General features: G+C 42.0%; 21 protein-coding genes and 1 riboswitch. Of the genes, 4 read left to right on the forward strand and 17 right to left on the reverse strand.

Annotated elements, in window-relative coordinates:
* Nucleotides 1-7: 7 nt before the first annotated feature.
* Nucleotides 8-472, reverse strand: a complete 465-nt coding sequence (locus M3221_RS06930; protein ID WP_251270783.1) for a Dyp-type peroxidase — start codon at nt 470-472, stop codon at nt 8-10.
* A gap of 171 nt (nt 473-643) precedes the next feature.
* Nucleotides 644-886, reverse strand: a complete 243-nt coding sequence (locus tag M3221_RS26780; protein ID WP_396120258.1) for an imelysin family protein — start codon at nt 884-886, stop codon at nt 644-646.
* A 503-nt stretch (nt 887-1,389) separates the two neighbouring features.
* Between M3221_RS26780 and M3221_RS06940 the strand changes: the two genes are divergently transcribed.
* The gene (locus tag M3221_RS06940) at nt 1,390-1,941 is read left to right on the forward strand and encodes a GNAT family N-acetyltransferase (protein WP_251270784.1); all 552 of its coding nucleotides are present in this window, start codon (nt 1,390-1,392) and stop codon (nt 1,939-1,941) included.
* Between the two features lie 129 nt (nt 1,942-2,070).
* On the opposite strand, the gene M3221_RS06945 is transcribed toward M3221_RS06940, so the two are convergent.
* Together M3221_RS06945 and M3221_RS06950 are read right to left on the reverse strand one after the other, a co-directional pair.
* Entirely contained in the window at nt 2,071-3,771 is a 1,701-nt protein-coding gene (locus M3221_RS06945) for a glycoside hydrolase family 13 protein (protein WP_251270785.1), read from the reverse strand.
* 407 nt (nt 3,772-4,178) lie between these two features.
* Complete coding sequence (locus tag M3221_RS06950; protein ID WP_251270786.1) at nt 4,179-4,298, reverse strand: NAD(P)-binding protein; 120 nt, start codon at nt 4,296-4,298, stop codon at nt 4,179-4,181.
* A gap of 76 nt (nt 4,299-4,374) precedes the next feature.
* Here M3221_RS06950 and M3221_RS06955 point away from each other — a divergent pair, with 76 nt between their 5' ends.
* Entirely contained in the window at nt 4,375-5,175 is an 801-nt protein-coding gene (locus M3221_RS06955) for an NAD kinase (RefSeq protein WP_251270787.1), read from the forward strand.
* Nucleotides 5,176-5,223: 48 nt separating this feature from the next.
* Here M3221_RS06955 and M3221_RS06960 read toward each other — a convergent pair whose 3' ends face one another.
* The 8 genes from M3221_RS06960 to gerD form a co-directional block, all read right to left on the reverse strand.
* Nucleotides 5,224-5,463, reverse strand: a complete 240-nt coding sequence (locus M3221_RS06960; RefSeq protein WP_251270788.1) for a hypothetical protein — start codon at nt 5,461-5,463, stop codon at nt 5,224-5,226.
* Nucleotides 5,464-5,614: 151 nt separating this feature from the next.
* Nucleotides 5,615-5,794: a YjzC family protein gene (locus M3221_RS06965; RefSeq protein ID WP_251270789.1), complete on the reverse strand. Its 180-nt coding sequence runs from the start codon at nt 5,792-5,794 to the stop codon at nt 5,615-5,617.
* A gap of 27 nt (nt 5,795-5,821) precedes the next feature.
* A complete protein-coding gene (locus M3221_RS06970; protein ID WP_242233181.1) occupies nt 5,822-5,980 on the reverse strand; it encodes a hypothetical protein in 159 nt (52 codons plus the stop codon).
* Nucleotides 5,981-6,740: 760 nt separating this feature from the next.
* A complete protein-coding gene (locus tag M3221_RS06975) occupies nt 6,741-8,864 on the reverse strand; it encodes an EAL domain-containing protein (protein WP_251270790.1) in 2,124 nt (707 codons plus the stop codon).
* Nucleotides 8,865-8,892: 28 nt separating this feature from the next.
* The gene (locus tag M3221_RS06980; protein ID WP_251270791.1) at nt 8,893-9,717 is read right to left on the reverse strand and encodes a CheR family methyltransferase; all 825 of its coding nucleotides are present in this window, start codon (nt 9,715-9,717) and stop codon (nt 8,893-8,895) included.
* Nucleotides 9,707-12,922 carry a response regulator gene (locus M3221_RS06985; RefSeq protein ID WP_251270792.1) on the reverse strand — a complete coding sequence of 1,072 codons (3,216 nt, stop codon included), beginning with the start codon at nt 12,920-12,922 and terminating at the stop codon, nt 9,707-9,709. The genes M3221_RS06980 and M3221_RS06985 overlap by 11 nt, the downstream gene beginning before the upstream one ends.
* Nucleotides 12,923-13,096: 174 nt before the next feature.
* A riboswitch (cyclic di-GMP riboswitch) is annotated at nt 13,097-13,179 on the reverse strand.
* A 996-nt stretch (nt 13,180-14,175) separates the two neighbouring features.
* Nucleotides 14,176-15,663 carry a sugar porter family MFS transporter gene (locus M3221_RS06990; protein ID WP_251270793.1) on the reverse strand — a complete coding sequence of 496 codons (1,488 nt, stop codon included), beginning with the start codon at nt 15,661-15,663 and terminating at the stop codon, nt 14,176-14,178.
* Nucleotides 15,664-15,873: 210 nt separating this feature from the next.
* Nucleotides 15,874-16,449: a spore germination lipoprotein GerD gene (gene gerD / locus M3221_RS06995; protein WP_251270794.1), complete on the reverse strand. Its 576-nt coding sequence runs from the start codon at nt 16,447-16,449 to the stop codon at nt 15,874-15,876.
* Nucleotides 16,450-17,270: 821 nt separating this feature from the next.
* Between gerD and M3221_RS07000 the strand changes: the two genes are divergently transcribed.
* A complete protein-coding gene (locus tag M3221_RS07000) occupies nt 17,271-17,546 on the forward strand; it encodes an LSM domain-containing protein (protein ID WP_251270795.1) in 276 nt (91 codons plus the stop codon).
* A 718-nt stretch (nt 17,547-18,264) separates the two neighbouring features.
* On the opposite strand, the gene M3221_RS26255 is transcribed toward M3221_RS07000, so the two are convergent.
* Both M3221_RS26255 and M3221_RS07005 read right to left on the reverse strand, forming a co-directional pair.
* Nucleotides 18,265-18,393, reverse strand: coding sequence for a hypothetical protein (locus M3221_RS26255; protein ID WP_285879443.1), 129 nt, complete (start codon nt 18,391-18,393; stop codon nt 18,265-18,267).
* A gap of 141 nt (nt 18,394-18,534) precedes the next feature.
* Nucleotides 18,535-18,753: a hypothetical protein gene (locus M3221_RS07005; RefSeq protein ID WP_251270796.1), complete on the reverse strand. Its 219-nt coding sequence runs from the start codon at nt 18,751-18,753 to the stop codon at nt 18,535-18,537.
* A 143-nt stretch (nt 18,754-18,896) separates the two neighbouring features.
* Here M3221_RS07005 and M3221_RS07010 point away from each other — a divergent pair, with 143 nt between their 5' ends.
* Complete coding sequence (locus tag M3221_RS07010; RefSeq protein ID WP_251271118.1) at nt 18,897-19,667, forward strand: SDR family oxidoreductase; 771 nt, start codon at nt 18,897-18,899, stop codon at nt 19,665-19,667.
* Nucleotides 19,668-19,856: 189 nt separating this feature from the next.
* Here M3221_RS07010 and M3221_RS07015 read toward each other — a convergent pair whose 3' ends face one another.
* The 3 genes from M3221_RS07015 to M3221_RS07025 all read right to left on the reverse strand — a co-directional run bounded on the left by M3221_RS07015 (nt 19,857) and on the right by M3221_RS07025 (nt 23,131).
* Nucleotides 19,857-20,027: a hypothetical protein gene (locus M3221_RS07015; RefSeq protein ID WP_251270797.1), complete on the reverse strand. Its 171-nt coding sequence runs from the start codon at nt 20,025-20,027 to the stop codon at nt 19,857-19,859.
* Nucleotides 20,028-20,402: 375 nt separating this feature from the next.
* A complete protein-coding gene (locus M3221_RS07020) occupies nt 20,403-21,236 on the reverse strand; it encodes a 3'-5' exonuclease (RefSeq protein WP_251270798.1) in 834 nt (277 codons plus the stop codon).
* 881 nt (nt 21,237-22,117) lie between these two features.
* Nucleotides 22,118-23,131, reverse strand: coding sequence for an S-layer homology domain-containing protein (locus M3221_RS07025; RefSeq protein ID WP_251270799.1), 1,014 nt, complete (start codon nt 23,129-23,131; stop codon nt 22,118-22,120).
* Between the last annotated feature and the right edge of the window lie 316 nt (nt 23,132-23,447).

Here is a 23,447-nt window from a genome sequence, read left to right on the forward strand (position 1 = left end):
TATTCATTCAGCTTATTGCTATTTGCCAGGCTTGTTTCGATGGCCTGAATTGCTTTCGAATGCTCCGCTGAAAACCCATAAACAAAAGCCCTGCGTCAAAGCTGCCTGTTTTTGGATCCAATCTATCCACGTACGAATACGGTCGGCGCAAAATTTTGATGCTTCCATCTCCATGCGCAAGCGCTGTATGGGAATTCGGCGGTATTTGCTTTTGCCCTGTTTCGTCTCTTTTAGAAAGATTCATTTTTTCAAATTCGTCTTTCCCTCCCAGCGGTGCACCGCTGGAGCGGCGGCGCCCAAATGTCGCTTCCTGTTCTTTCAATGTTGTCCGAACCCACACTTCGATAAACATCTGTACACGGCGCACAACTATATAGGTGCCTCCAGCCATCCAGCCATCTGCTGCCCCTGTATCTTCAGGCGGCATAGGTGCATTTTCAGCCGGCCGGCTGATCGATTTCCCTGCGTCCATTCACTTCTGCCCGCTCTGTTGTGGTTAAGGTTTTGGTCAGGCGTTGTAATGCCCGTCTGGTGTGTTCCGTAAAAGGGCACTGTGCCTGTGCTTTTTTCTGATTGTTGGGCAGAGTATATACGTCATCGAATTTTGGTTCGGTTTCAGTCGACGGCGCTTCATCTTTTTTCTTCAGTTCCGGCTGCAGCAGGGAAAAGATTTTTCCGCTCCCTCTACATTTGCTGCAAAATCATACAAATCCGTATGTGAATACCAGTCTTCTTCACCTGTTACTTTTGATGTCGACACTTCATTTAATAAATCGACGGCTCCTGTAATGAAAAGATCCGGCGTTACTTCAACCGTTTTCACTTTTGCACGAAGCAGCTTCGTGTTACCAATCAGCTGCTTGGCGTATTGTGCGCAGCCTTTCATTGTACCATCAACCTACAGTCCTTTTTCAATCCGTTGATAACCTGCCAAATCGGTTTCGGGATCATCACCTTCACTCTCATCCATTTTCGGGTCGGTATCACCAAGCACTTCGGCAATCGGATCTGCATATTCCTAGTGCATACGAGCCGGTGCATACTTGATTTTCCTATCATCACAGGGTAAAGAAAATCATTTTCAATTAAAATTTAAAATCGTGTCGAAAAAATTTTTAATTTGCGGTTAAAATCTATTTTCAAATGGGTAAAAATTTTATATGATGTGATTAACGACGACATTTTAATGCTAGTTGTATTGGGAAGGCAAATGGTGCGCCACCGGTTTCTTCTATCGGTTCTAATGGGTTCGATTCCCATCCCGGAATTTTTTTATGGACAGGCTGCAGTTGTGACGGTCTTGTTTGTTTTTTAAAAAATTTCGAGGGTGGATCGGGACACGTATGAACCGCTATGCCCTCGTTTTGTAAAACAGAGGAGGGAAAGAAAATGTTGAAGAAACGCGATGTTCATGAAAGTCATGCTTTATTTGATTTGATGACGCACCCGGATGTGTTCCCTTTTGTGCGCCAAAAAGTCCACTCATACGAGGAGTTTGTGTTTGCCACCAAGCAAACGATTGAAGCGGAAGAACGGGGTGAACTGATTTCGCGGACGATTCTTGACGAATGGGGCAGCCCAATCGGCACAATCAACTTGTATGATATTGAAAATGGCGCCGGCTTTCTCGGCACGTGGCTCGGCAAGCCTTATCACGGCAAAGGCTACAATGCACCAGCCAAAGAAGAGTTTTTCAGAGAGCTGTTTTATGAAATGGGCATTGAATCGGTTTACATGTCCATTCGCAAAGTCAATATCCGCTCGCGCAAAGCGGCAGAAAAACTGCCTTATGTTGTTTTGGCTAACGAAACACGGCCCGATGTGTATGCTAAATTAAATCAAAACGAAGCTGTATTCGATTTGTATGAAGTACCGAAAGACCTCTTCACGCTTTATTTAATGCGCAACGATCAGGAAAACGAACAGGCAATGGAAGCGTAACAAACAATTCCAATTATCCTCGTCCACATACTCCTTCACTAGTAAAGCGTTGAGTTTTTACCGTGACGCTCATTCAACTGAGACAATTTAAAATCCCAAAAAAAGCCGGCTGCATCAGCAGCCGGCTTTTTATCGTTCTTTTTCCCTTTCTTTAAACAGATAAATTCTTGTTTCATACGGACGCAGCTCAATAGGCTTCTCCAGGACTGACACGTCGTCCTCCACTTTGTAATTAGATAAAAGCAGGTGACCCGACAGGCCGCTTATCTGCTCCCTGTCTACTGCAAAAGAAACCGGATTTTTGCCAAAATGACTAATGACGAGCAGTACTTCGCCCCCTCCTGTCCGCGTATAAGCAAACACCGACGGATGATCCGGCGCCATTAAACCAAAGGTTCCTTCGGTCACAACCGATTTTGTTTTCCGAATGTGAATCAGTTTATGGTAAAACCAGAAAACCGATTCCGGGTCGTCCAGGTTCTGCTCTACATTCACACTTAAATAGTTATCATTGACCTTAATCCACGGCTCTCCCTCCGTAAAGCCGGCATTTTTTCCGTCATTCCACTGCATGGGCGTTCTTGCCTGATCACGGCTTCTTTTATTTAAGTCGGCCAGCACGCTTTCTTTGTCCTCATTTTGTTCATAATGGCGCTGGTGAAATTCAGTAATGGACTTGCTGTCGCGAAACTCGTCTATTCCTTCAAAATCTGCATTTATCATGCCGATTTCTTCTCCCTGGTAAATATACGGTGTTCCTTTCATCATATGTAGTGTTGCGGCCAGCATTTTAGCAGACGCTGCACGATGCTCGCCTTCGTCTCCAAAACGTGTGACAATGCGCGGCTCATCGTGATTGCACCAAAACAGCGTATTCCAGCCCTTTTCCTCCAAGGTTTTCTGCCATTTTTCCATTACTTTTTTTAACTGGACCACATTTACTTTTACATCGGATTCCGGGTCCTCTTCCTCAACCTGCAGGTGGTCAAAGGAAAACACCATATTCACTTCGCGCCGATCCGGATCGGTATACAAAAGCGCTTCTTCCGGCGTAGCCGAGCCGCTTTCTCCAACCGTCATTACGCCGTATTTTGAAAAAACGGCTTTGTTTAAATGATGGACGTACGGATGGGCTCCTTCATCTTTAATAATTTCAAAATGGGGATCCGCTTTTTTGTCTACATATTGTTCGTATGACGGCAGTGATTTCTTTTTGTTAATGTGGCCAAGCTGGTCGATCCGAAATCCCGAAACGCCTTTTCGGATCCAGAAAATCATCATTTCTTTTACTTCATGGATGACATTCGGGTTTTCCCAGTTTAAATCCACCTGCCGCCGGCTGTTCATATGCAGATAATACTCACCCGTTTTTTCATCAAATTCCCATGCACTTGTATGATAGGTAGACATCCAGTCGGACGGCGGGCCATCGGGAGTGCCGGGGCGCCAATGATAAAAATCGCGAAACCGGCTCGTTTTCGACTTTTTCGCTTCTAAAAACCAGCGATGCTGATCTGATGTATGATTGTAGACAATGTCTAAAATCACTTTTAGCCCGCGTTGATTTGCTTCAAAAATCAATTCCTCCATATCCGTCATCGTGCCATAGTCTTCTGATATGGAACGGTGATCCGATACATCATATCCATAGTCGACATTCGGCGACTTGTATACCGGTGAAAGCCAAATTGCATCCACTCCCAGCTTTTTCACATAATCCAGCCTCGAAATGATGCCCTGTAAATCACCAATCCCATCTCCGTTACTGTCTTGAAAACTGCGGGGATATATGTGGTAAATGACTGCCCTTTTCCACCATTCGTTTGCCAAGCTGTTTCCCTCCTGCGCTTACTTGTTTAGTAGAAACGTTCCCTTTCCATTCTTTTCTAAACGCGTATGCAGCGCATTACCTGGCGGGATGACAGGGTCGGCAGGCAAAGTCATTTCTTCCTTTTTCTTAAAAAGCTTTAATAAAGATAAACGTCTTCTGCTGAAACCGGAGCATGCATTTTACTGTCCGTCCCTTTACGGGTACGGGTGAAACCATTTTTAGAGAGAGGACTTTTCCGTTCTCCGTTAACACATGGATGCCTATGTGTTCCAGAGCCATCTTTCCGATTCTCAGTAATGGTTTTTGGAACATTTAATGAAAAGGCACATTCAGTCCGCTTAGCGTAACCGCCCGGGTGGGTCGTACCTCCGGTATAGTAAATGAAAGCCTTTTGCATCGACACTCGTCATTTTGCCGCCTGCGTGCGGTTTTCGTCAAAAAACGTTGTATGTATGCCTCTTGACTGTAATGTAACAGCGGCAGCCAGGCCCCCGATTCCAGCACCGATCACAATTGCTTTTTTCACCTGGCGTCCTCCTTTACTATTGCCGCCCTTATACATTAGAATGGAAGTATCTTGTACGATAAAGGAGTTTTAGCCAATGGAATCAAGAAGAAACATGTTTTTTTCGTATAAAAAAAATCCTGAAAAACTGCCTGACATTCAAAAGCTGATTACACTTGCTGAAGAACAGGGATTTGTCGTAGTGGATGATTATAAAGAAGCCAATATTATTGTGGGGGTTGGCGGCGACGGAGCGTTTTTGCAGGCGGTCCGCAAATCCGGATTTCGTGATGACTGCTTATACGTCGGTGTAACAGACGAAGTGGAAGCAAGCTTGTATTGTGATTTTCACATTCACGATACGGAAAAAATGATCGAAGCGATTCAAACGGCAGGAGTGGAAGTGCGCCGCTATCCAGTGATAGATGTGCATATCGACGGTGAATCCCATTTCAAATGCTTGAACGAGCTGTCAGTCCGCTCTTCCATTATTAAAACACTAGTCATGGACGTACATATTGATGACCTTCACTTTGAAACGTTCCGCGGTGACGGCATTGTTGTTTCTACACCAACGGGAAGCACAGCTTACAACCGGTCCTTAAACGGAGCTGTTGTAGACCCTCGCATTCCGTGTATGCAGGTGAATGAAATGGCATCTCTAAACAATAACCAATTCCGTACGCTCGGTTCATCATTTATCTTACACAGCGACCGCAAGCTGACGCTGAGCATCGCACAAGACGGCAATAACTACCCGGTGATCGGCCTGGACAATGAAGCGCTCAGCATCCAAAACATTCAAAACATTGAAGTAGAAATGACCGGCAGCATTATTAAAACGGTTAAATTAAAAAACAATTCATTCTGGCATAAAGTACAGCGAACATTCCTTTAATCAAAAACGGATCCCATAAAGGATCCGTTTTTAATTGCTTGTCCCCCGCTACTTGTTGGCAATGGAAGAGAGCGTCTCATATTCTGACTTCTTGGCTGGAGGCGGATTGTTTCTGCCCGCTTTATCTCCTTTTTGAATCGACTGGCTGAGCAGACTTTGAAGGCCGATAGCAAAGGTTAATTCCACTTTAGGGCTGAGCGTCCCGCCCATTTCAATCACGTCATTTAATTCCTCAATCTTATCTACCATAATATCACTTATAAATTGAATGTCTTCTTTCATCTCCATTCCCGTCCCCTCTCCTCTTAAAAAACATTTGCTTCTCATGATCAAATGTATGCGGCTTGTCCCTTTTATATGCAAACAAAGTAATAAAGGCTTCTTTTTTCACACGCCAAAAAGCCCTCTTAGAGAAGAAATCTAAGAAGGGCTGCTCGCTTTATGATTTTGTATGCCTTGTCCAAATTCGATCTTTATTCTTTGTATCTGGAAAATCATCGCCTGCTTTAAGCTCAACTTTTTGAGGATCGTTGACCGAAGAACCTGTTTCACCGATTTCAATGTAAACACCATTATTCGGCGCTTTTTGTCCCGGCTTAAATTGGTTGTTTTGTGACAATACCCTTTTCCTCCTCTTTTCTTATGGTTAGCTTCTGCCTTTTCGTCCCAATTTTGAATTGCGGTTTGCCCCTTTCATCGGGTCCTCCCCGCGGGCAAATTCAACGGAATAATCGGTTTCTTCAACGTTTTTCTTTGGTGTTTTCGCATATTTTTCCACCGCATCTTTTGTGGCTTTCCGCTTCATGTTCTCTCTCCTTTCGCCTTGCCAGCAATCATCGACAGTTTCCCCGGATTTGTGCTTTGTATACACGTTCGGTCGATTCCAGCGTTTTAAAAAGCGCTTTTAGAGTACACGATCCATACAAAAGTGAAGTACAAACAAATGTAAAAAACACAAATCAAAAAACGCGCTGAATCAATAGAGCAATGGCTATGGAATGGTGAAATACGAATATAATGAATAAATGAAAGCGAACAATAACTAAAAGAAAAAGAACGCCTATTTAGGCGTTCTCAGTGTGTAGAAAAAGCCTTTCGCTTTAAAAAAGAGCCGATAAGTGAAGCCGGCCGGACTTCGCGTTCCGCGGGCAGTGCGGAAGCCTCCTCGGCTGCGCCTGCGGGGTCTCCCGACTCACTGTACTTCCCGCAGGAGTCTTCGTCCGGCAGGCTTCACTAAGTGGTGTGGAAGATCCATAAGCAAGGACTGAATAGACGTTTTCTCTTTTTCAAACAAAAAGATACGACCTTATTCGCTTTATACCATCTTGTCGCAAGCCACTTGGCGGCGGGAAGGCGGCGCAGACTCCTATGGGACTAGCAGGCAGCTGAGACCGGTGGAGCCGCCAGGCGGAGTCGGGCTCAGCGCCTGCCTCATGGAAAGCGGAGCTGCCTGGACGCCGCCGGTCTATCCCATTCATGTGCACGGTCATCCCTATCATTTGTCTACAGTCTGAAAGAATGCCTGTTCAAGCTTTCTTTTTCTCCCTGTTTGTATACAGTGTCTATTATATTAAATTCACTTTTCTCACTTTCCAAGACGATTTTTCCAGTGATTGAAAAATCTGATCGGCAGGCAAAGGCTTGGTGATGAAATACCCTTGGGCTGTATCGCATTCAAACTCTCGAAGCTTTTCTAGTATTTCCCCGTTTTCTACTCCTTCTGCGGTTACCCTTAACGATAGGTTATGCGCTAGATGGATAATGGATTTAACAATAATCATATCATTCCCATCATGCATCATATCCATCACAAATGATTTATCGACTTTAATTTCATTAACAGGCAAATGCTTTAAGTAAGCTAAAGAAGAGTAGCCGGTACCAAAATCATCGATAGACAGCACTACCCCCATATGATGTAATTGTGTCAGTACCTGCATCGCTCTCTCGGGGTTCGTCATAATCATGCTTTCTGTAATTTCAAGGGTAAAACATTGAGGAGGCACTTGGTACTTATCTAAAACCGCTTTGAGCTTTTCTGGAAGCCCCTCATCCTGGAGATTGCGGGCAGAGAGGTTGACGGAAATAGTGAGATTTAATCCATTATCCAGCCATTGTCGAATTTGGCAGGCAGCCTGGTCAAACACATTAAGAGTAAGCGAATGAATTAATCCTGTTTGCTCCGCCAGTGGAATAAATTCATCAGGAAAAACCAATCCTAATTTCGGATGCTTCCATCGAACAAGCGCTTCCACCCCTACTACCATATTCAATTGAATATCCACTTTAGCTTGATAGTACAACTGCAGCTCTTTATTTTGAATAGCAGAGCTCAATTCCCCCATCAGCATCACTTGATTAAGATTCGATTGCTGCTGTTGATCGTCCGTATAAAAAGAATAGCCGCTGCCGTTTGTTTTAGCTGTATACATAGCGATATCTGCTTTACGGAGCAGAGTTTCTTCATCAATCCCATGTTCAGGAAACAGAGCAATCCCTGCACTGTAATGAACGGTAAGAGGTTTTCCTTCAATCATAAATGGCTGAGATAAAACGCGCTGGATGCGCTGAATAACTGCCATTATATTGTCCTTGGACGCATCCTTCACCAGCAGGGCAAACTCATCACCGCCAAGCCGGGCCACAATGTCTCCGGTGCTGCTTACATGTCGGAGGCAATATCCTACTTCTTTTAAAAGCTGGTCGCCCATGTGATGGCCAAGCGTATCATTAATCGTTTTAAACTGGTCCAAGTCCAATAAGATAAGGGCAAACGATGGTTCTTCCGCATAATTCCCCTTAACCATTTCTTTTAAATATTTGTATAAAAAATACCGATTGGGCAAGTTTGTTAAAGAATCGTGTGTAGCCTGGTATTCTAATTTTGCCACTTGCTCTTTTCTTTCCGTGATATCACGCATGGCACAAACGAAAATTCGCTCTTTTCCCTGCTCCACATATGCCTGTGCCACTTGCAATTCAGTTGAAAAAGTACTGCTGTCGCGTTTCTTCCCCTTTTTTTCAACTAATTTTTCTGTTTGTCTATACCCCTCTGCTTGAAAAAACGGAAGGAGCATTTCAATCGGCTGACCTGCCAGCTTCATCCCTTCATACTGAAAAATCTGGTGGGCGGCAGGATTTGCCATGATAATTTTGCCTTTTTCATTAAAAACAATAATGGCATCTAAATGGGTTTCACTGATTACCTCATATAAGGATTTTGTTTTTTCCAATTCTTTAGCCAGAGACGAAAGCTCCATGTGGGCTTGCTGCAATTCTTCATTTTTCTTTTTCAGCACTTTCTGGTTTTGATAAATATCCACAAAGCGGCTGACTTTAGCCCGGAGTGTTTCCGGTTCAAACGGTTTAAACATATAATCAATGGCACCCACAGAGTAACCCGTATAAACATGTTCGACCTCTTTATTAATAGCTGTCACAAAAATAATGGGAATATGTTTCGTTTTTTCCCGCATTTTAATAATCTTGGCTGTTTCAAAGCCATTTATCCCGGGCATTTGCACATCCAGCAAAATAGCGGCGTATTCTTCCTTCAATAACAGCTTTAAGGCTTCTTCTCCGGAATACGCACTCATAAGCTCATAAGAATCATTTTCTAAAACAGATTTCAAGGCAAATAAATTTTCTGGACGATCATCAACTAATAAAATTTTAATTTTCTTATCCACGTTAATTTCCCCACCTTCTTGTCTGCATTTACCTTATTTTTCGATAGATCTTTTCTTGAACATCCACGTCCCCATACTGCTGTGCATGTTTTGTAAAGCGGATGCTTTCTTTGTTTCCCAAGCCTAAAAATCCAAAAGGGCTTAAGCTGTTGTAAAACAAATCATGAACCTCCTCCTGGAGCGTCCGGTTAAAATAAATCAAAACATTCCGGCACAAAATAAGGTGAAATTCATTAAAAGACTTGTCTGTCACTAAATTGTGCTGGGCAAACACAAGGCATTCTCTAATCCGCGAATGAAACACCGCTTCGTTTGATCTCACCGTATAGTACTCAGAAAATGCCCGTTTTCCGCCTGCTTTAATATAGTTATCTGTGTTATCTTTCATTGTTTTCAGTGAAAACTGCCCTTCCGCAGCTTGCTTTAAGACGCGGGCATTCATATCTGTGGCATAAATTCTAGACTTCGCGAGCAAACCCTCTTCCTCTAACAAAATAGCCAGCGAATAAACTTCCTCGCCGGTCGAGCATCCCGCCACCCAAATGCGGATAAAAGGATAGGTCCGTAGCAGCGGCATCACGTTTTCACGCATAGAAAGAAAAAATAATGGATCGCGGAACATTTCTGTCACATTGATGGAAAAATCATAAAACAGCCGGTTCATACAGGACGGATCATGAATCACTTTTTCTTGAAGCGCCGCGATACCCGTCAGTTTTTCTGCAGCAATTCGATGCCAGGTACGCCGTTTAATCGATGGATATGAATAATTCCGGAAATCATATCCGTATCTTCGAAAAATCGCTTCTAGCAGGAGCTCTATTTCCAGCTTTTCTATTTCCTCATGCCTCATGCTGCTTTTCACCCTGTCCGTATAGCCAAACTTTCAACAGCGAAATGAGCTGTTCCGGGTCGATCGGCTTTGCTATATAATCAGATGCTCCGGCTTCTATGCATTTTTCCCTGTCATCCTTCATCGCTTTAGCCGTTAAAGCGATCATTGGCAGTGACCGCCAGGTTACTTTCCGGCGGATATGCTGCATCGTTTCATATCCGTCCATTTCCGGCATCATAATATCTATTAAAATCAAGTCAAATGACAGGCCTTCTTCCAGCAGTCGGAGAGCTTCCTTTCCATTTTCTGCAAAAGTCACATTCATATCATGATCTTCTAAAATGCTCGATACAGCAAACAAATTGCGAACGTCATCGTCTACTAGTAAAACCTTTTTCTCTTTTAACACATTGTCTGTTATGGAAGCTGCGGCAGATGGTACTTTCTGCGGCAGGGAATCCGCCGGCAGCTGAAAGATGGCTGCCGTTTCTTGAAGAAGTCTTTCAGGCGACATCGTGTCTTTGATAATAATCGTGTTTGTATACTTGTTTAAATGTATTTCTTCTTTTATCGTTACCTCCCTGCCTGTATAAATGATCATATGGGCAGGTTTGAAGACCGGCTGTTTTTCTAGTTGTTGAAGAAGGTCAAGCCCTGAGACATCCGCAAGTTGTAAATCTAAAATCATGCAGTCAAAACGAGTGGCTGCTAAGGACTGCATCGCGTCCGCTCCAGTTCCCGCTGTATAGATATCAATTGGATAAACGCTCATCAGCTCTTTTATGCTCATCCTCTGCCCCTCTTCATCCTCTACAATGAGAAGCTTTTTTCTTATCGAGTTGTCCTGTTCCTTTTCCAGTATGCCAGCCGGTTTTTCCCTTACTGGCACAGCCGCCTCAGCTGCGGATGCCAGCTGTCCCTCTGTCATTAACAATGATGCAGGTACTTGAATTGTTTGGATCTCGTTTGCTTCTTCATACGGCAAAGACAAACGGAATGTGCTTCCTTTTCCTTCTTCACTTTCTACATGAATTTCTCCAGAAAGCAGGCGGGCCAGCTCAAGGCTTATGGATAATCCAAGTCCTGTGCCTCCATATTTGCGGCTTGTCGTGCCGTCTACCTGCTGAAAAGCCTCGAAAATTAACGACAGCTTATCTTTAGGGATCCCGATTCCTGAATCACTGACAATAAACGAGATATGGTCATCCTCCCGTTTTATGTTTACTGTTACATGTCCCTCCTCTGTAAACTTCAAGGCGTTGCTGATCAAATTGTTTAATATTTGATGCAGGCGCATAGGATCTGTGAATACGTGAGCAGGAACGTTTTCCTCTACTGCTACTTTAAAATCAATTTCTTTCTGTTCAGCCATAAAAGAAAACTTGGCATGAAGCGTTTCAGCCACTTGGGCGAGGGGAACCGATTTCGCATCTGTTTCAATTTTCCCTGATTCGATCTTGGCTAAATCCAGGATTTCATTGATTAAATGAAGGAGATCCGTTCCCGAAGAGTGGATCGTACGGGCAAATTGCAGCTGCTTTTCTGTCAGGTTATGCTGTGGATTATCAAGCAGCAGTTGGGATAAAATAAGCAAACTGTTTAACGGCGTCCGCAATTCATGAGACATGTTAGCTAAAAATTCTGACTTGTATTTTGAGCTCAGGGCAAGCTGCTCTGCTTTTTGCTCCAAATCCGCCTTCGCCATTTCCACTTCTCTGTTTTTCTGTTCATATTTGCTGTTTTGTTCTTCCAGGTCTGCATTCATATACTCGAGTTCCTGCTGCTGCTGCTGAAGAGATTCCTCCGACGCTTTTAATTCCATTGCCTGCGCTTCTAGTTCTTCATTTAACTTCCGCAGTTCTTCCTGCTGCACTTGCAGCTCTTCTGTTTGAACCTGCAGCTCTTCTGTCATTACTTGGGATTCTTCAAGAAGTTTGGCTAATTGCGTTCTGCTGTAGATGCTGTCCAGAATGATTCCGAGCGTCTGTGCGGTTTCTGTCAGCAATGATTGCTGAATGGCTGTAAAACCTTCGAAAGAAGCAATCTCTGCCACCCCCCACAGTTTTCCTTCAAATACAACGGGAAGAGCCATAATGGAAAGAGGAGCTGACTCCCCGAGCCCTGACCGGATTGTGATATAGTCAGATGGTACTTTTTTCAGCAGAATGGTCTGCTGTTCAAGAGCGCACTGACCGATAATGCCTTCGCCAACAGAAAACCGATTCTCCATATGCTTTCTTTCCTTAAAAGCATAAGAGCCGGCCAGCTGCAGATCCTCCTGCTCCTCCTCTTTTAAATAAAATACTCCTTGAACTCCCCCAACAAGCGGTGTAATGGTTTGGATATAGGTATTGGCTACACTGAAAACAGACTCCATCCCTTGCAGTTTCGTCGCGATTTCAGCCAGGTTGGCTTTTAACCATCCTTGCTTTTCAATTTCTTGTACATGTTCCTCCAGTGATTGAGCCATTGTATTAAACGCTTTGGCTGCATCGCCAATTTCGTCTTTGCGTTTCAGGTGAATTCTCGTTGAGAGACCGGCTTTTCCATCCGCAAAGCTCAACATTACATTTGAGACATGTTTTAAACCGCCTGTAAGCGTGCGCTGCATCCAGGTCAGAAATCCAAGCACGACGATTAAAGCGGACAAGCTAAGATAGCCCATGTAACGTAAAGCCTTGTTGTATTCATTTAAAGACGCATTCAATTTTTCTTCCATTCCTGTTTCATATAAATCATTTAACTCGTTAATATTTTCAAAAAAGCTTTTTTCGATCTGCGCTCCTGTTCCTGCTAAATAACTCGAAGCTTCCGCCATTCTGCCAGCTTCAACATCCGACATGATTTGGTTGCTCAGGCCAATAAAAGATGCATAGTTCTTTTCAAGGTTTTCAGCGGCAGCTTTTGTATCATTCTTTGTCGTAATAGAAGCTAATTCGGATAGGTTTGTATCCATTTTTCTTTGCGTGTCCTCGATTTTATTTATGAGCTGCTCTTTCGTGGCAGAAGAATCAACGAGAAGCAGATCACGCATAGATTTCGCAATGGCATTTCCTTCACTTCGAATCGTGGTCGTTAAATCGAGTTTCTTGTATTGGCTGCCGGTTAAATCGTGCAGTGTATCCTTAAACTGAAAAAACTGTCCAAAGCCTAATAAAACAATGATACTGACAAAAACAAGTCCTATACTAAACCCTGTCCATAGTTTCGCTCCAATTTTCAACGATTCTCTACTCCTTGCTGGTATGAATTTAAACGAAGCCGGCCCTGTAAAGATGCATAAAAGTCAGAATGCAAAAAAAGCTTCCTAAAAAGATTAGGAAGCGTCAATAAATAAAGAGTTTTATCTGCTATAAGCATGATATGATACCCTGTTGACTTCAATAATCCAATCCTTTTCGGTAACCGGCTGTCATAGTTTAAAACGTTAGACCCTTGGCTTTGCGTCCTTGCCTTTCGGAAAGTTTGCCTTTATCGGAGATTTTGATTCTATTGCTCATTTACAGCAAACCGCACACAAATGATACAATGGTATTGTGATCATTATATCATATTTTTCAGAAACGCTCCCATTAAATAGGAATATTTATTTATTTCCCGGCTATATGAATGGCTTTTCAATAGCTATTTCATTTAATTCTCTATTCAACTTTCAGCATGTAAACATAAAAAGAAAATGTCCCGCTGAAAAAACATATGGGAATCAATTAGGTAATCAAAACAAAAAGCAGACAAAAATGAAAGAAGGCCGCCGGTGCATAAACACCAACGGCCTTCCGATAGAGTTTTGTTCAAGAGGGTCTAATGATGAGCTGGTTAAAAAGTAAACGAAAGAATCTTCATCCCTTGATAATGATTCTTTGAAGAAAACGAGGATGTTTTATGCAGCAGGATAAAAAGCAGGAAGCTGCTAATAGAGATTTTCTTTCACAGCAATCTTTGTGTTTATAAAACCTTTTCATCAACACATTATATTAGTCTGCGGCCATTCCCATTTATATTTCGGATAAAAAGCGCTTAAAAGCAGCATCATCTGCTCTCTCAATAAAGCATGTGTTTCTTTATCTCTTTTGCTTTGGCCTGCGGCTGTTTTGTTCAACATATTTTAAAAGTCTCTCTTTCTTTTTCATCCGCCTTTCTATGCATTTTCATTTTAAAAAACGATTTCTGATGCAGCTTGCATATATCGCTTCCTCTGGTATCAGCCCCGCCTACGCTAAATACCGTGATGGCCACGCGTGCCATCCAACCCAAGTTCTACTATAAAAGAAAGCGTTTACATAATCAATCTTTTTCGGTCGTCAAATAACGACAATCACATGAATCCACTCTTTTTGCTCGAAATAGCACGAAGCGCCTGCTTGTATACTATTCCGCTTTATTGCCCCTATCTACATATGGACGCGACTACAAGTAGAGAGAAATGAAAAAACCCCTCCTACCTTTTGAAAAGGCATGAAGGGGAAAACGGTGCGTTTATTTTCTTTTTGCTTTAGCCAGATAACGTTCTTCCGATACTTGGAAGGAATGCTCAATTTCCTCAAGTGTACGCCCTTTTGTTTCCGGTACAAACCGCTTAATAAACAAAAGAGATAAAATACCGAGTCCAACAAAAACGAAGAACGTATTCGATAATCCAAATGCGTCAAACAAAACCGGAAACAGCAGTCCCACAAGGAAATTCATCGTGAAAAGACAAAAAACAGTAATCCCCATTGCCAGCCCTCTCAAATGAAGCGGGAAGATTTCCGACTGCATCAGCCAGGTAACCGGAGAAACCGCAGCCTGCTGAAAAGCAAGGAAAACAACGGTGAGTCCAAGAATAATGTACGGCAGCATGCTGCTGTCTTTCAGCACCATTGACAGAATTCCAATTAACAGCAGGGATGTACTTGTTCCCGCCATGCCGGTAAACAGCATCGGGCGTCTTCCTACTTTATCAAGCAGTGCAATACCGACAAAAGTTGCTAAAACAGAAATCACACCGTTGGCGATATTGCCGACCAGAGCCGCTTCTGTGGAAAATCCTGCATCTTTTAAAATTTCGGTTCCGTAATACATAATCGAATTGACGCCTGTTAACTGCTGAATCATCGCAATACCAATTCCAATCAAAACGAGTCTGCGGACGTGAGGCAGCTTCAAATCTTTAAAAGTCGCTTTTTTGATTTTGCCCTCTTCCTGAATCGTATGTTCAATTTCATTAAATTCCGTTTTTGCCCGCTGCGCTTCTCGAATTTTTTTCAGTACATTCAATGCCTCGACTGATCTTCCTTTTGAAGCGAGCCAGCGCGGGCTTTCCGGAACTATCAGCATCCCGATCCATAGAGCCACCGCTGGTAAAGTCGCAATGACAAGCATATATCTCCACACATGAGCAAGTTCACCGAAAGAATTGGCTAAAACGGCATTAAATATGTATGCAAGCAATTGGCCTGTGACAATCATCAACTCGTTTTGGGTAACCACTCGCCCCCTGCGTTCAGCAGGTGCCATTTCCACTAAAAAAGCCGGAACGGTAACCGAAGTGGCTCCAACAGCGAGACCCAATACAATCCGGCAAAAAACCATTATTTCCACGTTTGGTGCAACGGCGCAGCCGATTGTAGCAAGTAAAAAAACAAACGCAACACTTAAAATGGTTTTTCGTCTTCCTTTTTTATCAGACATTCTTCCGCCAAATATGGCTCCAAACGCGGCTCCAAGAAGCAGTGAGCTGGTCACAAGCCCTTGCGTAAACGGCGTTAAATTCAACTGGTCTTCCCTGGACATAAAAGGAAGTGCTCCATTCACCACGCCTGTATCGTATCCGTACAGAAGACCACCGAATGTTGAAATGAGCGTAATGAGCTTTAAATAAGCTTTTTGAGACAATGACTGTTTTTTCTGCGGCACTTCCGTTTCGACAGAAGCGCCATCCGCAGATACAAGCCTTCCCGTACTATTTTCTTTCGTTGTCTTCATTTTATCCCTTCTCCCTTTCATGATCATTCTTGTTTATATGTACCTAGGTGCAAAGAAGTGCAGGAGGTAAAAAACATCTACCTCTCTTTTTCCTTGTATAAACATGCCCAAAATGGAAAAGAAGAGATTAAATCGCTTACATTTGTAAATAAGAAAAAAGCCCCTTTAAAAAGGGACTTTACGGCAAAAAAAACAGGAAGCTAAAATTTCTTAGCTCCCGCCCTGCTCTTTTTTCTGCGCTTCTTCCGCCGCTTTCTTAATCGCTTCTTCCATTTTTGCTTTATACAAAGGACTGGCCAGCGTTTCCTCTACGACCCCTTGGAGATATTTTCTGAATTCCTGGCTTTTCATCGCTGTCTGCATCGTTTTCTGCATTTCAGGGTCTTTCATAACGTCGATCAGCATTTTTTGATAATCCGGGTCCTTCATCAGCTCTTTGAGGAGTGCTTCATGTTCCTTTTTCATGCTTTTGGCGAACGTTGCGGCAAATTGGGGATCTTCAAATGCTTTTTGCCAGAACTCCTTGCCTTTATCAGACGTTAACGTCGTTTGAACCGTTTCTTTGATCACTTTTTCATCCATGATCACTTCCTGCCGGACTTCTTTGTCTTTTATGGCTTCCTGCAGCGCTTTTTTTCCTTCATCGGTTTTTAATATATCCACAACCATTTTTTTCGTTTCTTCATAATCGAGTTGGTGAGCCTCTTCATTTTGATTGGCACAGCCGGCAGCCAGCATGACCACAACTGATAATAACATCATCCTAAGAAGTGCATGTTTCTTCATCTTGCCCAGCTCCTTTCGCTTTACAGTCCGCTCTTTATATTTTGAATGAGCCAGGCGAATGTATACGCGGAAAATGCTGGCGCCGCAAAAAGCCCCTTCCTTTTGTGTGGCGATTTGCTTTACAAATAAAAGGGGCTGAATGAATATGTCGTAAAGGTGAACGGGATACCAGCTAACTGAAGCACGCCGTGAGTGACCTCGACCTTCGTGTTAATCAGAATAACTTTTTTAAAATGATTTTACTTTTTGATTTTCTTTTGGCTTCTTGCTTTATGGTGCATAATTTCGATCAAATTATCCCTATAATATTTGTGTAGTCTCAATCATCACTGATCCAATTTAATTTGATGTTATTCCTTTTTTGTTTTCTTATCTTCATACATATTTTTTATCAGCTTCAGCAAATAAACTTTCCATTTCTCCTATAGAATGGCACTAACTTCATACCCAATCGAGATTTTGATTTTTACGTCTCTTTTTTTATATTATATTCTTTCATTTCTTCAGGAAGCTTTTTACAAAGGATTCAACTTGTGCTTGATCTGTATTTACTAAAATGACAGCGGACTCGTTCCCGCCAATCCATGAAACAATAGCACTCTCCAAGAAATATTACTTTAGTAATTTAACGGTTTCTTTTATTAAAGCCTCGCCTTTTTTATGGCTATAGTTATCCTTCAAATATTGTAATTCATCCATGGCCCCTCAAATAATGCCTGCGGATACATCTATATCTTCAAAAAACAATTTAAATCTAGGTAATTATCGTTACAAACCTAAACACTTCTTCATAAGTTATTAAAGAAAGGAGTGTTTAAGGTATGTCTTCCTCTTCACACGAAGATCAAAATATGGAGCAACAAGAGAAACGGTGTGACTGCTGCTGCATCCCCGGACTCGAGAGTGAATTAAAAAAATTAGAAAGCCAAGTTATTTCGGTCATCACTAAAAGTGATATTGAATTTACCGGTAGATTAATAAGGGTGGATTCCCATATCCTTGTACTGAAAGATATAGATGAACCTACTCCTACATTCATTTATATTTCGTTGTGTGAAATTAGTGCCTTCATCTTTATAACACCGCTTAATTCTTAATTTAGCACGTTGAGGTCGGGTTAATATTTTCCGGCTTCTTTACATTTATCCGAGCTTTCATTTTGGGGTTAGCCGGTGTGTCTTCGTTCTCCATAAGTATACGATTCTGTTCGCCGAGTACATAACGGTCCAGCATCCTATTCAGCAAGCTGCTGAAGAAGCCTGGCAGCTTGTGAAGGCGCTTCTTTTTTTGTCGTCATCACAGACGTATACAAAGCGGAGAAAGTGATGTTTTTGACCAACGATTTGCTAACGTATTGAATACCTCATCAATCGTTGCACCATATCCAGCTGGTTTTTGGTTTTGCTGCGGATTTTCCGCAGCTTTTTTTATATATTTGGTTTAAATTCTCGCCGTAGCGGGTAAAGGATTAACCGTGGTAACCCTACCACCTCCTAATTTCTCTACATACGTGTCACTATTTGCTGCGGATTTTCCGCGGCTTTTTTTATGTATAGCGCCCGTTGTAGCTTTATTTCGCAAATTTCATACTTGCTGTTTATCGTTTTGTAGAGCGGGTAACAATAAGCAAGGTTCTTACCACCTATCCTTCATCACTCATCTGTCTTTTGCTGCGGAGTCGCGTCCGCAGCTTTTTTTGTATGCGGTTTATTTTATTGCCAAAACGGGTAGCGATAAACATAGTTTTTGCATTAACTAATTACCCCCTATTTCTTTCCGCTGCGGATTCATCTCCGCGGCTTTTTTTTGTGCGATTCACGACGCTGCTTCCGCAAGCATACGCTGACTATCTTCATACACAAAATGGTCCAGCATCCGATCGCCGTTACCATATCCAGCTAAATTCCGAATCTGCTTCCTCTTAGCCGTCATTACAGCTGCCAATAACGCTTCATATCTGGCATGTTCAACGTCTGCCTGTTCGAAATGCTCCGTACTTAGCCAGAGCGTAGAATGTGTCTTGTATGTACCATATAATCGGCTGAAAACGCCTGGTGATCTCCGATTGCTGATGAAATCGGCTCTTTACATTTGCAGCAACATGGACGGCACAGTGAACACGTATACTCCGGGCCCCTTTCCGCCGGGTTTACCATCTAAACACTTTATCTTGTAAACGCCAACTGGCTCGTATAGTTCTTTTTCGTAGAATCGATTCACTTGTTTTATAATTTCATGGAAGGCTGTCCAGCCTCTGGCAAAACATGTTAGAGGTGTATCCATTTCTGCTTTGCTGCCGGTCATTTACACACCTCATAATATAATTTTTTATAAAGGCTCTGTTACATGTTGCGGCTGATTTTCTTGTTGAACAAGCGGGGCAGATTAACTGAATAAAGCTCCCGACATCTGAATATTACAATACAAAGATAATCCAGAAAATGGGGGTGTTGCAATTGAGGATATTAGTTACAGGTGCAACAGGACAACTGGGTACAGCTTTGCTAAATCAACTTAAAGGTTCTGATTATAAAGTTAAAATAACTTCGAGAAGAAAACCTGAAGAAACAGGACATTTCGAGTGGGTTTATAGCGATTTATTGTCTTTTGAAGGTATAGAAGAAGCAGTAAATGAAGTAGATGTCATTATTCACGCAGCAACAAGCCCGATTAAAAATTCAAAAAACGTTGAGGTTTCAGGTTTTGAGGAATTTTTAAGAAAGATTCAACACATAAAACATTTTATTTACCCATCAATTGTGGGCATAGATGAAATACCATTCAATTATTATAAGCTAAAATATGAAGCAGAAGGTTTATTAAAGAATAGTTCTATCCCTTATACAATTGTACGTGCGACTCAGTTCCATCACTTCGTTGAAAATTTATTTTTATCAAAACCTTTCTTTAAAAGATATATTGTCCCTGGAAACATTAAATGTCAAAGTGTCGATGTAAGTGAATTTGCCAGTCATTTAATAGGTTTAGTCGATAAAGGTCCACAAGGAAGAGCGAATGATTTTGGCGGCCCGGATATAATGACATTAAAAGAAATGGCTGAACTCAAAATCAAAGTAAATAATGAAACAAATAAAATTTTAAACATTTCCTTACCAGGAAAACTATATAGATCTTTCCTCGATGGAAAAAATACTAATACTATTCAAAAAGCAGGGAAAATTACATTCGAAGAATATTTAAGTAATAAGATAGAGTGAGGATGTTTTATATGTGAGGTTGTTGAGGCTTTCTTAAAAATTGTGAAGAAATCTACTCAAATAAACGGGGGCCTTAGTTAAAGAAGAGGTAAACAAAGGGACCCAAGAACAGTCCTTTTTCTTTTGATCAACTATCAACACTATCGTTTAACGAGCCTTTATATAAAAAGAACTAACTCCTCAAAAGAGTCAGCTCTTTATTTCAACAACTTTATGGATTGTATAGTGCCCTACATCGAGCTGGTTATCAAGCCTGTCCATTGCTACTTCTTTGGCTTTAGCAGCAGTTTCTTCTGCGACCTCAATGGTTTTTAAGTCTAATGGTATTTTTTCATAGTATTGAACTTTGTAATTGGGCATTTCTGTCCCTCCTTTTTTAAGGATATTACCACAACCAATCACAATGAAACATTACGTTATGTAACACTGCGCTGCTCCATTTTGGCGACTTTCTTCGATTGGCTTTATCCAGATATACTCTGAGGTCCATAAACGCTAACCGGCTTGTACAGCCCCTTTTCGTGTAATCGAGTCAATGAGTAGTTAAAAGTTTAGAGGCTAGAAAGTTAATGAATAAAACTTCTTCTTTAGAGCATTCATTCATTTCATGAAATAGGGGAGCTGGCTTTTACAAGTAAATTCCAAAAATGCGGCTGTAAGGCGCATAAGCGTGACCAGCAAAAAGAGATGCCTTATTAGGACACCTCTTTTTAAGCAGACTATCGTTTTGACATTTCATCTTTTGGTAAGCAGCAATGCTTTGTGGGATACATATTTCTCGGATGCCTTTTGTTTTTGCGCGTCAAAATCAGTTTTAAAAACCGCCGTTACGTGTTCATTCAGATCAAGTGCAGCGGCCCGCTCCAGCCAGATGGGGCTCGTAAAGAAGGCATCGAATGCCACATCGTCTACGTCATGCTTTTTCATATACGCGAAGATGCATTTCATTAATTGCTTTTTTCCGCTGGATTTCAGTGTATCCTCATGTAGATACCGTTCTTCAGGTGTTTTGTTTGATTTGTACGTCGCATGAACATCCAGTTTTCCGTGAAGATAGCGAAACACTTTTAAGGTATTCATCGAATCATCTAAGCTGTTGTGTGCCTGCCCGTCTGCTTCGATTTGGAACACCTCCATGGTTTTAGTCAGGCTGGGGGTGTTGCCGTTAAAGGTATCATACAGGCCAAACTGAAGAATCGGCAATATGTCAATATAGGTGGACAGGTTCAGGGAAGGAAGCCGGTAACGTTTGCATTCCTTTTCCAAGAACCGAAAATCTTCTTTCCCCCATGTCACAAAACAAGATTCCTCCGTTCCAAGAAACACCTTAAATTTCTTTAATACATGCGGAAAAGACGGGGCTGAAGACACATCCCGCTCCGTGATGCCTGTTAGTTTTTTCGTAAACGGTGTTAACCGTTCTGCCGGCTTCACCAGGGATGAAAAGACATCGACCACGTCCAATGTAGCGGGCGACACTTTCAGAGCCGAGATTTCGATAATTTCTTCCAGGTGGTGTGGATTCCATTTTGACGCATTCCATTCAATATCAAGTACGATGTAATTCACAGTATCCTGCCTCTCTCATTGTCTATTTCTCATTATACAGCCATTTGAGAAAAGAAACAGGGATACAAATAAAAAAGCAGAACTGCATCAGATAAAATTGAAAAATACGTGAACGAAATAAAACGTCTGATATCTGGCCTTGTGGCAGCGTGTTTGTTAGCGTACCTGCAAGGGCAGACCCTGTTTGCCAAGATTGCGGAAACATGGAAAGCCCTTATAGATGCAATTCTCTTCTTCGTCTCTCCGTATGAACACGCTCTTTCCCCTGCCCCTTGTCGATTGTCCACTGCCTTTGGATACAAGTCATGGTTCATCATCCGCAAGTCAATAAGATATTTTATGAAATAGAGTCCTGTTTTGCCAAAAATAAATATATGTGGATAACTTTTCAGTTGGTAACGCAAGAAGATTTCTAGAATGGCAGCTTACAGAAAAACAGCAGTTCCAAGGCGTAAGGTGGGAAAGAGAAAAGAAGACAGGTGTTTCAAGGGGTTCTGCCAACTCATACTTGCGCTGGCAAAGCGAGCATTCTCAAAAAAAAAGGACGAACTTCACAAGTAGGTTCAAAAAAGAACATAAGGGACTCTAGGTTATGAAATAACTTGTTGTAATTGGAAATGGTATGTTCAGATAGTCTCTCCATTTTCTTTACCCTTACCACAATTTTCCTCACTTTCTCAACAGACAACCCGCTTTGAATTTTTGTTTTTTTAGCCACAATAAAAAACCTCTTTTCAGTGTGGAAACTCACACATCCAAGAGGGCAAGGGGTCAAATTCAGTTATCGCTGCTGATGACCCAAATGTTTAATTTAAATGGATAATTAGCCTTATAAACGACTTATGATTTGAATGCTGCCTAATAACTCACTTTTCTATCCTTTATTCTGGAATTGTAAAGTAAACTGCTACTTTAACTTTAGATGGATTTGCATCAGCTTTAGGAAAAACTCCGTGGGTAACTCTGTACTCTCCTGCTGTAAGAGGATCTCGGAAGTATTCTTGCTCAAGAATGACGCTATACTTAAATTTCTCGCCTGGATTTATTATTTCAACGACTGTAGGGAAATAAAGGTTGCTCCGAATGGGTTTCCATTTGCCCCCAAATTTCTTTGCCAGCGAGAAGCTATAACCAGTTCCAACCGGGTTCTCTGAGTTATTAGTAATCGTGTACGCCACGCCTTCACCCATTTTGTAACTTGTCCTGTCAGACTCAATTACAATGCCGTCTTTTGAAGATGGGATTTCCTCCACAAGATTAGCAAACAGCCCAATTCTTGCCAGGGTAATGGCAAAGTCTCCTCTTGTAATGCGAAAGCTTGTTCCAAATGTAGTCGCCGTCATTCCGTTTGTAATCCCACTGGCTTGCAGTCTGTAAATGGCTGTTTCATAGCGACCTGTAGCATCTGTAAACTTGGCAGTAGCCGCTTCTGCTGGCTTTAGTATCCCGTCATATGCCCTTGACGCCATGATCGCAAATTCTCCTCTTGTGATCGGATCGTTTGCACCGAATGAAGCAGATGTTTTGCCATTGACAATCCCTTCAGCTTGAAGAGTTGATACAGCTGTAACAGCACGAGATGGAAGGTCTTTAAACGTTGTTTTTTCATTGGATGGTTCAAGACCTAAAGCATTATAAAGAGCGACTGCGGCATCTACACGTTTGATTTGATAGCCGAATCCAAATAGATCAGATTTAATTCCACTCATAATCTTTTCCCCGTAAACATACTCGATTCCCTCCTTGCGATCTACCGGGACGTCAGTAAATGGGAATTCAGCTGTAGGTTTTGCATAAATCGGCATGAAATCTGCCGCCTGTGCTGCTGGAAGTGCCGCTGAGAATACTGCTCCTGCAAGCAGAGTCGTTGCTAAAAGTTTACAAGGCAATTTCATGTCTTTTTTCTCCTCTTCTGTAATTTAATACAATTAAATTATAACAGATGAATATTGATAAACTTATCCTCCAATAAACTTTTGCAAAGAGGCTACCACGATCTTGAGATTAATAGAGACAAAAAAGTTGCTTGATTAAGACATCTCTTTTTCTTCGCAGATTACCGTCGTCCTATTACACTCTCTTTCCTGCTTCTTGTGACTATTTATTGTCTTGCCGTGTGCAGATCGATACAAACGCTGCCTCACAATGTGAACTTGTCCCGCTAACATTCCAGTGTGTTGAGGTAAACCTTTACGAATAGTTGAATTTAAT

The sequence above is a fragment of the Domibacillus indicus genome (assembly GCF_023715895.1).
In the GTDB taxonomy this organism is placed as follows: Bacteria; Bacillota; Bacilli; order Bacillales; family Domibacillaceae; genus Domibacillus; species Domibacillus indicus_A.

What these genes read in the sequence shown, in the direction of transcription:
- M3221_RS06960 (WP_251270788.1), bottom strand. Translation starts at nt 5,463, where the DNA reads ATGGAGATGAAAGAAGACATTCAATTTATAAGTGATATTATGGTAGAT.
- M3221_RS06930 (WP_251270783.1), bottom strand. Translation starts at nt 472, where the DNA reads ATGGACGCAGGGAAATCGATCAGCCGGCCGGCTGAAAATGCACCTATG.
- M3221_RS06990 (WP_251270793.1), bottom strand. Translation starts at nt 15,663, where the DNA reads ATGAAGACAACGAAAGAAAATAGTACGGGAAGGCTTGTATCTGCGGAT.
- M3221_RS26780 (WP_396120258.1), bottom strand. Translation starts at nt 886, where the DNA reads ATGAAAGGCTGCGCACAATACGCCAAGCAGCTGATTGGTAACACGAAG.
- M3221_RS06955 (WP_251270787.1), top strand. Translation starts at nt 4,375, where the DNA reads ATGGAATCAAGAAGAAACATGTTTTTTTCGTATAAAAAAAATCCTGAA.
- M3221_RS07005 (WP_251270796.1), bottom strand. Translation starts at nt 18,753, where the DNA reads ATGACCGGCAGCAAAGCAGAAATGGATACACCTCTAACATGTTTTGCC.
- M3221_RS07025 (WP_251270799.1), bottom strand. Translation starts at nt 23,131, where the DNA reads ATGAAATTGCCTTGTAAACTTTTAGCAACGACTCTGCTTGCAGGAGCA.
- M3221_RS06970 (WP_242233181.1), bottom strand. Translation starts at nt 5,980, where the DNA reads ATGAAGCGGAAAGCCACAAAAGATGCGGTGGAAAAATATGCGAAAACA.
- M3221_RS06980 (WP_251270791.1), bottom strand. Translation starts at nt 9,717, where the DNA reads ATGAGGCATGAGGAAATAGAAAAGCTGGAAATAGAGCTCCTGCTAGAA.
- M3221_RS07000 (WP_251270795.1), top strand. Translation starts at nt 17,271, where the DNA reads ATGTCTTCCTCTTCACACGAAGATCAAAATATGGAGCAACAAGAGAAA.
- gerD (WP_251270794.1), bottom strand. Translation starts at nt 16,449, where the DNA reads ATGAAGAAACATGCACTTCTTAGGATGATGTTATTATCAGTTGTGGTC.
- M3221_RS07015 (WP_251270797.1), bottom strand. Translation starts at nt 20,027, where the DNA reads ATGCCCAATTACAAAGTTCAATACTATGAAAAAATACCATTAGACTTA.
- M3221_RS06940 (WP_251270784.1), top strand. Translation starts at nt 1,390, where the DNA reads ATGTTGAAGAAACGCGATGTTCATGAAAGTCATGCTTTATTTGATTTG.